The sequence below is a fragment of the Brevundimonas sp. ZS04 genome (genome assembly GCF_001956865.1).
GTDB classification, from domain to species: domain Bacteria; phylum Pseudomonadota; class Alphaproteobacteria; order Caulobacterales; family Caulobacteraceae; genus Brevundimonas; species Brevundimonas diminuta.
Genome location: NZ_MTHE01000003.1, coordinates 174,000 through 188,999, shown reverse-complemented (window position 1 = coordinate 188,999; position 15,000 = coordinate 174,000). Strand labels below are relative to the sequence as shown.

Genomic DNA, 15,000 nt, shown 5'->3' with positions numbered 1-15,000 from the left:
CGACAAGTTAAAAGCCCATCATCTTCACAGCCTTGCGTTTTGCGGCCGTTTCGCCTAGATGCGCGGCGCACTTCGCACGTGGGCGTGGCGTGGTCCGGGGAGACATCCCGGCCTGCACCGTTCCGAGGGATCAGCCGATCCTTTTAACCGCCCGCGCTAGGTTTGATCGGAAAAAGGAAAAGACGATCATGGCTCTGCCTGAATTCTCGATGCGTACGCTGCTGGAAGCCGGCGCTCACTTCGGCCACCAGACGCACCGCTGGAACCCGAAGATGGACCGCTACATCTTCGGCTCGCGCTCGAACATCCACATCATCGACCTGTCGCAGACGATGCCGCTGCTGCACCAGGCCCTGGTCGCCGTGCGCGACGTGGCCGCCAAGGGCGGTCGCGTGCTGTTCGTCGGCACCAAGCGTCAAGCCGCCGACCCGGTCGCGCAGGCCGCCACGCGCTGCGCCCAGTACTACATGAACAACCGCTGGCTGGGCGGCACCCTGACCAACTGGCGCACCGTCTCCAACTCGATCCAGCGCCTGCGCGAACTGGAAGGCATCGTTGAAGGCGGCGGCGAAGGCCGCAACAAGAAAGAGCTGCTGACCCTGCAGCGCGAGAAGGACCGTCTGGAGCTGTCGCTGGGCGGCATCAAGGACATGGGTTCGGTGCCGGACATCATGTTCGTGATCGACACCAACAAGGAAGCGATCGCGATCCAGGAAGCCCGCAAGCTGAACATCCCGATCATCGCCATCCTGGACACCAACTCGGACCCGGACGGCATCACCTATCCGGTGCCGGGCAACGATGACGCCGCGCGCGCCATCCAGACCTACTGCGACCTGATCGCTGACGCCGTCCTGGACGGCCTGGCCGCCGGCGCCGCCGCTCAGGGCATCGACCTGGGCGCTTCGGAAGCTCCGGTCGAGCCGGCCCTGCGCGAAGCCGTCGTGGTTGAGGCCGAGGCCGCTCCGGCGGGCGCTGAAGGCGCGGCTGAAGAGCTGGTCGCCGCCGAGGCCGAGAAGGTCGAAGGCTGAGACTGACGTTCCGGCGCCGCCGCGCGCCGGACCGACGTCAACTTGACATGCGGCCGGGCTAAACAGTCCGGCCGCCCATTTTGAATTTCAGGAGAAAGACATGGCCGAGATCACTGCCGCCCTCGTGAAGGAGCTTCGCGAGCGTTCGGGCGTCGGCATGATGGACTGCAAGAAGGCGCTGGTTGAGAACAACGGCGACATCGAAGCGGCCATCGACTGGCTGCGCGCCAAGGGCCTGTCCAAGGCCGCCAAGAAGGCCGACCGCGTCGCCGCCGAGGGCCTGGTGGCCGTCGCCGTGCGCGAAGACGGCAAGGGCGAAGTCGCCTCGGCCATCGAGTTCAACGCCGAAACCGACTTCGTGGCCCGCAACGACCTGTTCCAGTCGGCGGCGAAGGAATTCGCTCAGCTGGGTCTGCACCACGACGGCGTGGAAGCCATCCACGGCGCGACCCTGGAGAACGGCAAGACGGTTCAGGACGAAGTCACCAACCTGATCGCCACCATCGGCGAGAACATGCAGCTGCGCCGCGCGGCTCGCCTGTCGGTCGGTGAAGGCGTGGTTTCGAGCTACGTCCACAACGCCGTCTCGCCGGGCGTCGGCCGCATCGGCGTGCTGGTCGCCCTGGAAGGCGCCGGCGACAAGGAAGCCCTGCGTGAAGTGGGCCGCAAGATCGCCATGCACGTGGCGGCCACGGCTCCGCTGGCGCTGGACACCTCGGACCTGGACCCGGCCGCGATCGAAAAAGAACGCGCCGTCCTGATCGAGAAGGCCAAGGAAGAAGGCCGTCCGGAAAACATGATCGAAAAGATCGTGGAAGGTCAGATCAACAAGTTCCAGAAGGACGTGGTGCTGACCAAGCAGCCGTTCGTCATGGACCCGGACGTGACCATCGAGCAGCTGGTCGTCAACACCGGCAAGGAGCTGGGCTCCGAGCTGAAACTGGCCGGCTTTGTCCGCATGGCGCTGGGTGAAGGCGTCGAGAAGGTCGAAACCCCCGACTTCGCGTCGGAAGTCGCCTCGATGACGGGCGGCAACTAACTCGAAACGTCTTCCCGAAAGGGAAGAAATTTCAAAAGGGCGCGTTCGGCTTTGAAGGCTGACGCGCCCTTCGTCTATGATGAGCCGCCGATTCACTTCGCGCGGATGCTAACCCCCTGTATCCACGGACCCCTGATCATGCCCGACGCCCCCTCTGAGTTTCGTTACAAGCGCGTCCTGCTGAAGGTCTCGGGCGAGGTGCTGATGGGCGACCAGCCCTATGGCATCGACATGCCGACCGTGGACGTGGTCGCCGCCGCCGTCGCCGCGGTGGCGCGTCAGGGCGTCGAGATCTGCCTGGTCATCGGCGGGGGCAACATCTTCCGGGGCCTGTCCAAGGCGGCGGCGGGCATGGATCGCGCCAACGCCGACTACATGGGCATGCTGGCGACCATCATGAACGCCCTGGCCATGCAGGGCGCGCTCGAGAAGATCGGCGTCGATACGCGGGTCCAGAGCGCCATCCCCATGGCCGCCATCGCCGAACCCTATATTCGCCGCCGCGCCCTGCGCCACCTCGAGAAGGGCCGCGTGGTGATCTTCGCCGCGGGCGTCGGCGCTCCCTTCTTCACCACGGACTCGGGCGCGGCCCTGCGTGCAGCCGAAATGGGCTGCGACGCCCTGCTGAAAGGCACCAGCGTGGACGGCGTCTACACCGCCGACCCAAAGAAGGACGCCACGGCCACCCGCTATGAGACGCTGACCTATCAGGAAGTGCTGGCCAAGGACTTGCGCGTCATGGACGCCTCGGCCATCGCCTTGATGCGCGACAGCGGCATTCCGATCGTGGTCTTCTCGATCCGCGAGGAAGGATCGATTCAGAAGGCGCTGACGGGAGAAGGCACCTTCACCGTCATCACCAACAAGGCCGCTTGAGCGGCTTCGTCATCTAACGACAGGACCAAGGACACACGTCATGGCCAAACCCGATCTCAAGACGTTCCGCGACCGGATGGACAAGTCCGTCGCCGCCCTGAAGGACGATTACGCCGGCCTTCGTACCGGCCGGGCCAACGCCGGTCTGCTGGAGCCGGTCGTGGTTGAAGCCTATGGCGCAACCTCGCCGCTGACCGCTGTGGCCGCGATCAGCGTGCCGGAGCCGCGCATGATCTCGGTCAACGTCTGGGACAAGGGGATGGTGGTTTCGGTTGAGAAGGCCATCCGCTCCGCCGGCCTGGGCCTGAACCCGGTCGTCGACGGCCAGACGCTGCGCATCCCGATCCCGCCGCTGACCGAAGAGCGCCGCAAGGATCTGGCCAAGCTGGCCGGCAAATACGCCGAGGACAAGAAGATCGCCGTGCGCAACGTGCGCCGCGACGCCAACGACGAGCTGAAGAAGGCTGAAAAGGCCGGCGAGATCAGCCAGGATGAACAGAAGAAGATGGAGGCCGAGGTCCAGAAGGACACCGATGCGGCCATCAAGCGCATCGACGAGACCTTGAAGGCCAAGGAAGTCGAGATCATGCAGGTCTGACGCGGTCAGGCCTGTTTAGGAAGGACGCCCCCATCATGTCGGCCGAGCCCGTCGCCACGGCGCCTGCAAAGGGGCCACGTCACGTCGCCCTGATCATGGACGGCAACGGCCGCTGGGCGCAGCGCCGGGGTCTTCCACGCGCCGTGGGCCACCGCGAAGGGGTCCAGGCCCTGCGCCGCACGATCAAGGCGGCGCCGGAGCTGGGTGTGCGATGCCTGACGGTGTTCGGCTTCTCGACCGAGAACTGGAGCCGTCCGGCCGACGAGGTGTCCGACCTGATGGGCCTGGTGCGCGCCTTTGTCGGCAGCGACCTGAAACGGCTGGCTGCGGCGGGCGTGCGGGTGAAGGTGCTGGGCCGTCGCAAGGGGCTGCCGGACGACATCGCCGCCATCGTCGCACGCGCCGAGGCCGAGACGGCGGACAATGACAAATTCCTGCTGCAGGTGGCCTTCAACTATGGCGGCCGGGCGGATCTGGTCGACGCCGCCCAGCGGCTGCTCGATCGCGCCCGTGCGGGCGAAGACGTGGTTGTCGATGAAGAGGCGCTGGGCGCCGGCCTGTCGACGGCGGGCGCGCCGCCGGTCGATCTGATCGTGCGCACCTCGGGCGAGCAGCGCCTGTCCAACTTCCTGCTGTGGGAGGCGGCCTACGCCGAGATGGTGTTCCAGGAGATCCTATGGCCCGACTACGGCGCCGAAGCCCTGGCCGAGGCCATCGCCCAGTTCGGCTGTCGTGAGCGCCGCTACGGCGGGCGTGAGGTCATGGTTGAAGCCTATGGCGAGGTCGCGGGCTGACATGGCGTTGAAGCCTCGAGATATCGCCTTGCGCGCCGCTTCGGCGGTCGTGCTGGCGCCGGCGGCGGTCCTGGCTACGTGGGCGGGCGGCGACTGGTTCTGCGCCCTGGTGGTCGCGGGGGCGGTGCTGCTGGCTTTCGAGTGGGCGAGGATGTGCGCGCCGAACCTGTGGCGTCCGGTCGGGATCAGCGTGGCCCTGGCCCTGGTCGTTGCGGTGATCGCGGCCCACGTCGGGCAGATTTCCCTGGCCCTGGTGCTGATGGTGTTCGGCGCCCTGGCGGCGGGCCTGTTCGCCCGCACGCGCGGCGAGTCCCTGCTGGATACGGCCTATGGGGTGCTCTACCTCGGCTGGCCCTGCATCCTGCTGATCTGGCTGCGCGACCTGCATGAGGTGCAAGGGCTGTACTGGACCGTGCTGGTCTTCGCCGTGGCCTGGTCGGCGGACATCCTGGCCTATCTGGTCGGCAGCTTCGTCGGCGGGCCCAAGCTGTGGCCGCGCTTTTCGCCCAACAAGACCTGGTCGGGCTTCATCGGCGGCTTGACCGCCGGGATGATCGCCGGCGCCGCCATGGCGGGCTGGCTGGACATGGGCCTGCTGAACGCCTTCTGGGGCGGGGTTCTGGGTCTGGCGGCGGCCTTGGCCACCATGGGCGGCGACCTGTGGGAATCGGCGCTGAAGCGGCGTTTCGGGGTCAAGGACGCGGGCAATCTGATCCCGGGCCACGGCGGTCTGCTGGACCGCGTCGACGGGCTGATGTTCGCCGTCGTCGTGGTGTCGGCCGGGCGTCTGATCGTCCTGATGCTGGAGCGGGCGGCATGATCGCGCGGCGCGTCTCTGTCCTGGGCTCGACCGGATCGGTCGGCTCCTCGACCCTGGACCTGATGGAGCAGGCGCAAGCGGCTGGCTCGGCCGCGTTCGAGGTCGAGGCCCTGACCGGCGGCGCCAACATTGCTCGCCTGGCCGAACAGGCGCGCCGCTGGCGACCGCGCATTGCGGTGACGGCCGATCCCGCCCGATTGAACGAACTGCGCGACGCCTTGGCGGGAACCGGGGTCGAGGCCGCGGCGGGGCCGGACGCCATCGTCGAGGCGGCCGTGCGGCCCGCCGACTGGATCATGGCCTCCATCGTCGGGGCGGCGGGCCTGCGCTCGGCCTGGGCGGCGGCGGGAACGGGTGCGACCCTGGCTCTGGCCAACAAGGAAAGCCTGGTCTGCTGCGGTCCGGCGCTGATCGAGCGGGTCAAGCGCAGCGGCGGGCGACTGATCCCCGTCGATTCCGAACATTCGGCCATCTTCCAGGTCTTTCCGGCGGGGGCGCCCGAGCGGGTGTCCAAGCTGGTGCTGACCGCTTCTGGCGGGCCGTTCCGCACCCTGCCGCGCGCGGCCATGACGCGGATCACGCCGGAACAGGCCGTGGCCCATCCGAACTGGAGCATGGGCGCCAAGATTTCGGTCGACAGCGCCACCATGGCCAACAAGGGGCTGGAGCTGATCGAAGCCGCCTATCTGTTCGATATGCCGGGCGAGCGGGTCGATGTGGTGGTGCACCCGGAATCGATCATCCACAGCCTTGTGGAATATGTGGATGGCTCGACCCTGGCCCAGATGGGCGCGCCGGACATGCGGACGCCCATCGCCTGCGCCCTGTCCTGGCCCGATCGTCTGGCCTGGCCGGCGCCCAAGCTGGACCTGGCGGCCCTGGGGCGGTTGACGTTTGAGGCCCCGGACGAGGATCGGTTTCCGGCCTTGCGTCTGGCGCGCGAAGCTCTGGCGGCGGGCGGAATCGCCCCCATCGTCTTCAATGCGGCCAATGAGGTGGCGGCTCTGGCTTTCCTTGACCGGCGGCTGGGCTTTCTCAATATTGCCGCAGTCGTCGCCGACACCCTTGAGAAGGCGACGGGCGCGGGCGCGTCTTGCGGTTCCGACGATGCCTGCGAGGCGGCCCTGGCCGTTGATGCGCAGGCGCGGCGGATCGCGGGCGACGTTATCGCCTCGCTGAACATCGCGGCCTGAGGGGAACGGGAGATACGAACGGCATGATAGGCGTGATCAGCCAGGCTCTGACCTATATCGTGCCGTTCCTGCTCGTGCTGACGCTTGTCGTGACGGTGCATGAGCTGGGCCACTTCCTGACGGCGCGCGCCTTTGGCGTGAAGATGGACCGCTTTTCCATCGGTTTCGGGCGCGCGATCTTCCGCCGGACCGACAAGCACGGCGTCGAGTGGCGGATCGGCTGGCTGCCGCTGGGCGGCTATGTGAAGTTCTCCGGCGACCTGGATGCGACCGGCGTGCCGGATCGTGCGGGTCTTGAGGCCCTGCGCCAGACCGTGACGGCCGAGCATGGGCCGGGCGCCGAGCGCGACTACCTCTATTTCAAGCCTCTGTGGCAGCGCGCCCTGGTCGTGGCGGGCGGACCGATCGCCAACTTCATCCTGGCCATCTTCATCTTCACCCTGCTGTTCAGCCTGGTGGGCGTCGAGCTGCGTCCCGCGCGGGTGATGGAGGTCCAGCCCCAGTCGCCGGCGGCGCAGGCGGGCTTCCTGCCGGGCGATCTGATCACCCATGTGAACGGCAAGCTGATCTCCGACGGGGGCGAGGTGACGCGCGTCGTGGCCCTGAGCAGCGGCGATCCGGTGCGCTTCACCGTCGAGCGCGGCGATCAGGCGGTGCAGCTTACGGCCACGCCCGAACGTCGGACCGAGACGGATCGCATCGCCGGTCGTGTCAGCGTCGGCCGTATCGGCCTGGCCCTGGGCTCCAACCGCGATGAAATTCGCCACGTCCGCTATGGTCCCATCGCCGCCGTGGGGCAGGGGGTGCGCGAAACCGGCGCCATCCTGAACACCACCCTGACCTATATCGGCCGCATCTTCACCGGCCGTGAGTCGGGCGATCAGTTCAGCGGGCCGCTGGGAATCGCCAAGGCGTCCGGCGCCCTGACCAACGCCGCGGTCGCGGCCAATCCCGAGCCCTGGGCCATCGTTCGCAATCTGTTGCTGACGCTGACCAGCTTCGCGGCCATACTTTCGGTCGGAATCGGCTTTTTAAATCTGATGCCTATTCCCGTTCTGGATGGGGGGCACCTGCTGTTCTACGCTTATGAAGCCGTGGCGCGCCGCCCGATGGCCGCCCGTGTTCAGGAGGCGGGATATCGGGTCGGTCTTGCTTTGCTGGCGGGTTTGATGTTGTTCGCGACCTGGAACGATCTGCAGAAGCTCAATCTCTTCAAATTCCTCGGCGGGCTCGTCTCGTGAGCCGACGCCAGCCCCCGATGGTATTCCGCATGAACCAAAACGACAGTCGCCTCATGATCCAGACCCCTGGCCGCATTCTCGGGGTCAGCGCCCTGGCCCTGACCTTCGCCGCCGGACTGGCGCAACCGGCCCTGGCCCAGCAGGCGGCGCCTGCGCCCGCGCCAGCCCCAGCGCCCGCTGCAGCGGCCCAGACCCCGCAGGCTCAGACGCCTCAGGTGCAGATGGCGCAGCCGCAGGCCGAGCGCGCCGTGGTCAACCGCATCGTGGTGCGCGGCAACCAGCGTATCGATCAGACGACGGTGCTGTCCTACCTGCCGATCCAGCCCGGCGACACCATCGACGCCGTGACCATCGACGTTGCGGTGCGCACTCTGTCGCGCACGGGTCTCTTCGCGGACGTGCAGATCGGCCTTCAGGCCAACGGCGACCTGATCGTCGAGATCGCCGAGAACCCGATCATCAACCAGGTGACCTTCGAGGGGAACAAGGCCCTGGCCGAGAAGAAGCTGCGCGATGAAGTGACCATTCGCCCGCGCGGCATCTACACCCGCGCGCGGGTTCAGGAAGACGTCGGCAAGATCGTTGAACTGTACCGCCTGTCGGGCCGCATCTCGGCGACCGTCACGCCCAAGCTGGTCCAGCTGGAGCAGAACCGCGTCGACGTCGTGTTCGAGATCGACGAAGGCCCTGAAACCGGCATCGCCGCCGTCACCTTCCTGGGCAACACCGCGTTTTCGGACAGCGACCTGCGTCAGGTCATGGTCACCAAGCAGTCGGCCTGGTGGCGTCTGTTCAGCTCGAACGACAACTACGACCCGAACCGGATCGACTACGATCGCGAGCAGCTGCGGAAATTCTACACGAACCGCGGCTATTACGACTTCCGCATCCTATCGTCCGTGGCCGAGCTGAAGCCGGACAACAGCGCCTTCGGCGTGACGGTCACGGTGGACGAGGGCGACCGCTACAACTTCGGCGAGATCAAGGTTGTCACCGAGAACGACCGCCTGAACGCCGACTTCCTACAGCTGTTGCTGCCGATCCGTTCGGGCGATCTGTATGAGAGCGATCGCATTCAGGCGGCGGTCGACACCCTCACCTTCGCCGCCGGTTCGGCCGGTTACGCCTTCGTCGAGATCAACCCTACCTATCGCGCTGACCCTGAGACGGACACGGTCAATGTGACCTTCAACGTGCGCGAGGGCCAGCGCGTCTACATCGACCGCATCAATGTGGTCGGCAACACCCGCACCCTGGACAGCGTCATCCGCCGTGAACTGATGGTGGGCGAGGGCGACGCCTTCAACCGTTCGCTGGTCGAGCGTTCGCGCAACAATCTGCGCGCCCTGGGCTTCTTCAAGGACGTCAAGATTGAGGAGACGCGCGGCAGCGCGCCGGACCGTTCGGTCGTCAACGTCACCGTGGAAGAACAGCCCACCGGCGAACTGTCGGTCGGCGCGGGCTTCAGCTCGGTCGACTCCTTCGTGCTGAACCTGGGCATCACCGAACGCAACTTCCGCGGTCGGGGGCAGAATGTCGTGGCGCGCGCCGAATGGGGCTCGCTGCGCCAGCAGATCGACTTCCGCTTCACCGAGCCCAAATTCCTGGGGCGCGACGTGCGGGCGGGCTTCGACCTGTTCCACATGCGCTATGACCTGAGCAAATACTCGTCCTACGACTATCGCTCGACCGGCGGCGGGGTGCGCGTCACCTATCCGCTGAACGGCTACGCTTCGTTCAGCGCGCGCTACTTCCTGAAGGACGACGAGGTCGTCATTCCGTTCGGCTATTGCGGCGGCGTGGGCGCTGGTTCGTCGGCCCTGTGCGACCAGGCGGGCTCCTACATCAACTCCTCGGCGGGCTACACCCTGCTGGTGAACCGCCTGAACGACCCGGTCCGACCGACGCGCGGCTGGTCCGCCTCGCTGCGCCAGGACTTCGCCGGCATCGGCGGCGACGTGAACTACATCAAGACCGAGGCGGACGCGTCCTGGTACTATGGCATCCGCCCGAACTGGGTGGTCAGCGTCCAGGGCCAGACGGGCTATGTCAGCGGCTGGAACGGCGATCCGATCCGTATCAACGACCGCTTCTTCAAGGGCGGCAACACCTTCCGCGGCTTCGAGACGGCGGGTATGGGGGCACGCGACCTGACCACGACCGACGCCTTGGGCGGCAACTTCTACGCCATCGGCACGGTTGAACTGACGGTGCCGAACTATCTGCCCGACGAATACGGCATCAAGACCTCGCTGTTCGCCGACTTCGGCACCATCGGCAAGCTGGACGACCGCTACCTGGTTGATCCGGCGACGGGACTGCGCAACCCGAACATCGTCGATGAGCTGTCGCTGCGTGCGGCCGCCGGCGTCAGCATTCACTGGCGTTCGCCGATGGGGCCGATCCGTTTCGACCTGTCGAAGGTTCTGTCCAAGGAAGACTACGACAAGACCGAGACCTTCCGCTTCTCGACCTCTACTCAGTTCTAACCGCGGTCTGACCGCCGCCACCAAGGCTTAGATTATGAAACTCATCGCTATCGGCGCCTTCGCCCTCGCTTCGCTGACCGCTTCGGCCGCCCTGGCCCAGACGCAAGGCCCGGCCAACCCCGGTCCGGCCATCCCCGGCGTCTGCGTCTATTTCAACCAGCGCGTTTTGGCCCAGTCGACGGTCGGTCAGGCCGTGCAGACCCGCATGGAGCAGTTGGCGCAGGAAGTTCAGGGCGAGCTCCAGCCCTACGCCACCGCCATCCAGACCGAAGCTCAGGCTCTGCAACAGGGCGCGGCGACGATTCCGGCTGATCAGATGAACCAGCGCCGCCAGCAACTGCAGACCCGCATCCAGGAAGCCCAGCAACTGGAAGGCACCCGCGACAACGAGCTGCGCTACACCCTGGCTCAGCAGCGCCAGAAGATCTCGGAAGCCATCGAGCCGCTGCTGGTCGCCGTCTATCAGGAGAAGGGCTGCGGCATCATGATCGACCGCGAGAGCGTCTTCATCATGAACCCGGCCATGGACGTGACGGACACCGTCATCCAGCGCCTGAACGCCCAACTGCCGACGCTGAGCTTCAACCGCATGCCGGTTCCGGCCCAGCCGCAATCCTAAGGCGGGCCATGCCCGATCCGAGGTTTTTTGAGACCCTGTCGCCCCTGACGGTCGCCGCCCTCGCCGAGCACATCGGCGGGGACGTAGTCCGGGGCGGCGAGGTCGTCATCTCGGCCGTCGCGCCCCTGTCCAGTGCGGACCGGGGCGCGATTGCGTTTCTGGGCGACCGCAAGTTCGCCGCTGCTCTGGCAGAGACGAAGGCCGGGTGCGTGATCGTGCCGCCGTCGGCCGTGGATGCGGCGCCGGCTGACGCCGCCGTCATCGTCTCGGGCGAGGCGCAGGCAGCCTGGGCGCGGGCTTCGGCCCTGCTGCACCGGCCGATACGTCTGGATCGCGCCATCACCGCCGCCGAGGCCGCCGAGGACGACACCGTGGTGGTCGAGCCGGGCGTCATCCTGGGCGAGGGCGTCCGCATCGGGCGCGGCAGCCGCATCGGCGCCAACACCGTCATCGGGCCGGGCGTCCAGATCGGCCGCGACTGCCTGATCAGCTCGGGCGTCACCGTCGGCTTCGCCCTGCTGGGCGATCGGGTGAAGCTGCTGGCGGGCGCGCGGATCGGCGAGGCGGGCTTCGGCGCCGCCGGATCGAAGGCCGGGCCTGTGGATATTCCGCAACTGGGCCGCGTCATCCTGCAGGACGGGGTGACGGTCGGCGCCAACTCCTGCATCGACCGGGGCGCCTATGACGACACCGTCATCGGCGAGAACACCAAGATCGATAATCTGGTCATGATCGGCCACAACTGCGTCATCGGCCGCAACAATCTGATGGCGGCCCACACCGGCATCTCGGGCTCGGTCACCAGCGGCGACAACTGCATCTTCGGCGGCCGGGCGGGCGTGGGCGACCACATCACCATCGGTGAAGGCGCGCGCGTCGCGGCCGGCGGCGGCGTCCTGGCCGACATTCCGCCGGGCGAGATCTGGTCCGGCTATCCCGCCAAACCCCTGCGCCAATTCTTGCGCGAGACGGTGTGGCTGTCCAAACAGGCGTCCCAGAAGAAGGGCGCAAAGGAATCGAAAGAATGAGCGAAGACAACAACATCGACTATGCCGAGGTGATGCGTCGCCTGCCGCACCGCTATCCCTTCCTGCTGGTCGACAAGGCGCAGGACTTCGTGGCGGCGACCTCGATCGTCGGCATCAAGAACGTCACGCACAACGAGCCCTTCTTCCCTGGCCACTTCCCGATCGATCCGGTCATGCCGGGCGTGCTGATCGTCGAGGCCATGGCCCAGACGGGCGCCTTGCTGATGTCCAAGTCTCTGGACGTGGCGGTGGCCGACAAGGTCATCATGTTCATGTCGATCGACGGCGTGCGCTTCCGCAAGCCCGCGCGTCCGGGCGACCAGCTGCGCATGGAGGTCAAGGTGATCAAGGCGCGCGGCGACGCCTATAAGTTCCGCGGCGAGACCTTCATCGACGGCAAGCTGGCGGCTGAGGCCGAGTTCATGGCCATGGTCGTGACTGTGGCGGAGCCTGCCCAGTGAGCATCCACCCGACCGCCGTCGTCGACGCCTCGGCGACCCTGGCGGACGGGGTCGAGATCGGCCCGTTCTGCACCGTCGGGCCGGGCGTGGCGCTGGCCTCCGGCGTGCGTCTGGTCAGCCATGTGGTGATCCAGCAGGACGCCAGCATCGGCGCCAACACGACGATCCACCCCTTCGCCGTCATCGGCGGCGATCCGCAGCACGGCGGCTACAAGGGCGAGCCGGTGCGGCTGGAGATCGGGGAGAACAACCTGATCCGCGAGCACTGCACCTTCAATCGGGGCACGCCTCAAGGAACGGGCGTCACCCGCGTCGGCTCGAACAACCTGTTCATGACCGGCGCCCACGTCGGCCATGACTGCGTGGTCGGCGACAGCGTCACCATGGCCAACAACGCCACCCTGGGCGGTCACGTCCATGTCGGCGATCGGGTGTTTCTGGGCGGCCTTTGCGCCGTGCACCAGAACGGCCGGGTGGGGCAGGGCGCCATCGTCGGCGGTCTGGCCGCCGTGACGCGCGACGTCATTCCCTACGGCTCGGTCTGGGGCAATCACGCCAGCCTGCACGGCCTCAACCTGATCGGGCTGAAGCGCAAAGGCTATGGCAAGGACGCGGTGCGCGGCCTGCTGGCCGCCTATCGCGATCTGTTCGAGGGCGAAGGCGTCTTTGCCGAACGTCTGGATCGGGTCGAACAGGCCTATGCCGACCTGCCCGAGATCATGGAGATCACCGCCTTCATCCGTGACGGCGGCAAGCGCCCGCTGTGCCTGCCGGGCGCGGAATGACGACCGCGCCCAAGCTGGCCTTGATCGCGGGGTCGGGCGATCTGCCCATCCGCGTCGCTCAGCGCTGCGAGGCCGAGGGGCGCGAGGTGTTCGTCATCCGCCTGAAGGGTTTCGCCGACGCCCACCTGCATCGCTGGCCGGGGCAGGACTTCGGCATGGCCGAGATCGGCAAGATCGTGAAGGCCATGCGCGCCGAGGGCTGTCGCGCGGTCTGTCTGGCGGGCTACGTCAACCGACCGGATTTCAAGACGTTGAAGCCCGATCTGAAGGGCGCGTCCCTGCTGCCCGGCATCATCGCGGCGGCGTCAAAGGGCGACGACGCCCTGCTGCGCAAGATCCTGTCGGTGTTCGAGGACGAAGGCTTCGCCGTCGAAGGCGCGGACGACATCCTGGGCGGCGAGATGCTGGCGGCGGGCGCCTTGGGCCACGTAACGCCGACGGCCGAGCAGTTGGCGGACCTGAAGAAGGCGCTGCACGTTGCTGAAAAATCAGGCGAACTGGATATCGGTCAGGGCGCGGTCGTCTGCGACGGGCTGGTGCTGGCGGTTGAGGCGCAGGAAGGCACGGACGAGATGCTGCGCCGCGTGGCGGGCCTGCCGGCCGACCTGCGCGGCTCGCCCGGTTTTGCGCGCGGCGCGCTGGGCAAGGCACCCAAGCCGATCCAGGATCTGCGCGTCGACATGCCCGTTATCGGACCGACGACGGTCGAACTGGCCGCCGCCGCGGGTCTGGCCGGGATCGGCGGGTTCGAGGGACGGCTGATCGTCATCGACCACGAAGGTCTGGTCGAGGCGGCCGACCGTCTGGGCCTGTTCGTCTGGGGAGAGCCGCGATGAGCCGTCCGTTGAAGGTCATGCTGGTGGCGGCCGAGGCGTCGGGCGACGCTCTGGGCGCCGGTTTGGCGCGCGCGCTGAGGGCGCGGCTGGGCAAGGACGTGGTCTTCGTCGGCGTGGGCGGCCCCAAGATGGCGGCCGAGGGCGTCGCCAGCCCCTTCGACATCGCCGAACTATCGATCCTCGGCTGGATCGAGGGGCTGAAGGCCTATGGCAAGGTCAAGAAGCGGGTGGCCGAGACGGCGGCTCTGGCGGCGGCGGAAAAGCCGGACGCCGTGGTTCTGATCGACAGCTGGGGCTTCACCATCCGCGTGGCTCAGGCGATCCGCGCGGCCTCGCCGAAGACGCCGCTGATCAAATACGTCGGACCGCAGGTCTGGGCCTCGCGGCCGGGGCGGGCGAAGACGCTGGCGGGGGCGGTGGATCACCTGCTGGCCCTCTATGCGTTGGACGCGCCCTGGTTCGAGAAGGCGGGTCTGCCGACGACGGTCGTCGGTTCGCAGGCGCTGCACGTCGACATGGCGGGGGCCGACGGCCCCCGCTTTCGCGCTGCGCGGGGCATAGCGGCGGATGCGCCGCTGCTGCTGGTCCTGCCAGGCAGCCGACCCAGCGAGATCACGCGCATGACGCCCGTCTATGAGCAGGCGGTGAAGCAGTTGAAGACCCAGATTCCGGGGCTCGAGGTGGCCGTCGTCGCAGCGGGCACGGTGGCGGTCGATGTGGCGGGCCGGGTCGCCGCTTGGCCGTTCCGCGCCCATGTGGTGCAGGAAGCCGACAAGTACGACGCCATGAAGGCCGCCAACGCCGCCCTGGCGACCAGCGGCACGGTTTCGACCGAACTCGCACTGGCGGGCGCGCCGATGGTCATCGCCTATAAGATCGATGGGTTGAGCTACGTCCTGATGAAGCGGCTGGTGACGGCCAAGCACATCACCCTGTTCAATATCGCCGCCGATGAAGCCATCGCGCCGGAGTTCATCCAGAATGAGGCGACGCCGCAGGCCCTGGCCAAGGCGGTCGGGCTGCTGCTGACCGATCCTGAGGCGGCGGCCGATCAGGCGCGTCGCCAGACCGAGGCGCTGGACCTGATGGGACGCGGCGGGCCGGACCCGTCGGAACTGGCGGCGGATGCCGTGTTGCGGGTGATTGCGGCGAAGGCGGGCTGATTCTCCACACCCCGCGGGGATGAGCGG

The 15,000-nt window shown here is 67.2% G+C and carries 15 protein-coding genes; all 15 read left to right on the top strand.

What is annotated here, in order from left to right:
- Nucleotides 1-188: 188 nt before the first annotated feature.
- The 15 genes from rpsB (at nucleotide 189) to lpxB (ending at nucleotide 14,973) form a co-directional block, all read left to right on the top strand.
- A complete protein-coding gene (gene rpsB / locus BJP32_RS05685) occupies nucleotides 189-1,031 on the top strand; it encodes a 30S ribosomal protein S2 (RefSeq protein WP_003164611.1) in 843 nt (280 codons plus the stop codon).
- Between the two features lie 100 nt (nucleotides 1,032-1,131).
- Nucleotides 1,132-2,070, top strand: a complete 939-nt coding sequence (tsf, locus tag BJP32_RS05680) for a translation elongation factor Ts (protein WP_003164612.1) — start codon at nucleotides 1,132-1,134, stop codon at nucleotides 2,068-2,070.
- Between the two features lie 138 nt (nucleotides 2,071-2,208).
- Nucleotides 2,209-2,946: a UMP kinase gene (gene pyrH, locus BJP32_RS05675; RefSeq protein WP_003164613.1), complete on the top strand. Its 738-nt coding sequence runs from the start codon at nucleotides 2,209-2,211 to the stop codon at nucleotides 2,944-2,946.
- Nucleotides 2,947-2,986: 40 nt separating this feature from the next.
- Complete coding sequence (gene frr / locus BJP32_RS05670) at nucleotides 2,987-3,544, top strand: ribosome recycling factor (protein WP_003164614.1); 558 nt, start codon at nucleotides 2,987-2,989, stop codon at nucleotides 3,542-3,544.
- Between the two features lie 35 nt (nucleotides 3,545-3,579).
- Nucleotides 3,580-4,338, top strand: coding sequence for a polyprenyl diphosphate synthase (gene uppS, locus BJP32_RS05665; protein WP_076223236.1), 759 nt, complete (start codon nucleotides 3,580-3,582; stop codon nucleotides 4,336-4,338).
- 1 nt (nucleotide 4,339) lies between these two features.
- Nucleotides 4,340-5,158 carry a phosphatidate cytidylyltransferase gene (locus BJP32_RS05660; protein WP_076223234.1) on the top strand — a complete coding sequence of 273 codons (819 nt, stop codon included), beginning with the start codon at nucleotides 4,340-4,342 and terminating at the stop codon, nucleotides 5,156-5,158.
- Nucleotides 5,155-6,351 (top strand): 1-deoxy-D-xylulose-5-phosphate reductoisomerase, encoded by a 1,197-nt coding sequence (gene dxr / locus BJP32_RS05655; protein WP_003164617.1) that lies wholly within the window; start codon nucleotides 5,155-5,157, stop codon nucleotides 6,349-6,351. The genes BJP32_RS05660 and dxr overlap by 4 nt, the downstream gene beginning before the upstream one ends.
- A 23-nt stretch (nucleotides 6,352-6,374) precedes the next feature.
- Nucleotides 6,375-7,592 (top strand): RIP metalloprotease, encoded by a 1,218-nt coding sequence (locus BJP32_RS05650; RefSeq protein WP_076223232.1) that lies wholly within the window; start codon nucleotides 6,375-6,377, stop codon nucleotides 7,590-7,592.
- A 53-nt stretch (nucleotides 7,593-7,645) separates the two neighbouring features.
- Nucleotides 7,646-10,081 carry an outer membrane protein assembly factor BamA gene (gene bamA / locus BJP32_RS05645; protein ID WP_369822384.1) on the top strand — a complete coding sequence of 812 codons (2,436 nt, stop codon included), beginning with the start codon at nucleotides 7,646-7,648 and terminating at the stop codon, nucleotides 10,079-10,081.
- 34 nt (nucleotides 10,082-10,115) lie between these two features.
- Complete coding sequence (locus BJP32_RS05640) at nucleotides 10,116-10,700, top strand: OmpH family outer membrane protein (RefSeq protein ID WP_003164619.1); 585 nt, start codon at nucleotides 10,116-10,118, stop codon at nucleotides 10,698-10,700.
- 8 nt (nucleotides 10,701-10,708) lie between these two features.
- Nucleotides 10,709-11,728 carry a UDP-3-O-(3-hydroxymyristoyl)glucosamine N-acyltransferase gene (gene lpxD, locus BJP32_RS05635; protein ID WP_076223229.1) on the top strand — a complete coding sequence of 340 codons (1,020 nt, stop codon included), beginning with the start codon at nucleotides 10,709-10,711 and terminating at the stop codon, nucleotides 11,726-11,728.
- On the top strand, nucleotides 11,725-12,189 hold the full coding sequence (gene fabZ / locus BJP32_RS05630) for a 3-hydroxyacyl-ACP dehydratase FabZ (protein ID WP_046653574.1): 465 nt from the start codon (nucleotides 11,725-11,727) through the stop codon (nucleotides 12,187-12,189). Before lpxD ends, fabZ begins: the two co-directional genes overlap by 4 nt.
- Nucleotides 12,186-12,974, top strand: coding sequence for an acyl-ACP--UDP-N-acetylglucosamine O-acyltransferase (gene lpxA, locus BJP32_RS05625; protein WP_046653573.1), 789 nt, complete (start codon nucleotides 12,186-12,188; stop codon nucleotides 12,972-12,974). Before fabZ ends, lpxA begins: the two co-directional genes overlap by 4 nt.
- A complete protein-coding gene (locus tag BJP32_RS05620) occupies nucleotides 12,971-13,810 on the top strand; it encodes an LpxI family protein (protein WP_046653571.1) in 840 nt (279 codons plus the stop codon). The genes lpxA and BJP32_RS05620 overlap by 4 nt, the downstream gene beginning before the upstream one ends.
- Complete coding sequence (gene lpxB / locus BJP32_RS05615; RefSeq protein WP_046653570.1) at nucleotides 13,807-14,973, top strand: lipid-A-disaccharide synthase; 1,167 nt, start codon at nucleotides 13,807-13,809, stop codon at nucleotides 14,971-14,973. Before BJP32_RS05620 ends, lpxB begins: the two co-directional genes overlap by 4 nt.
- Nucleotides 14,974-15,000 lie beyond the last annotated feature (27 nt).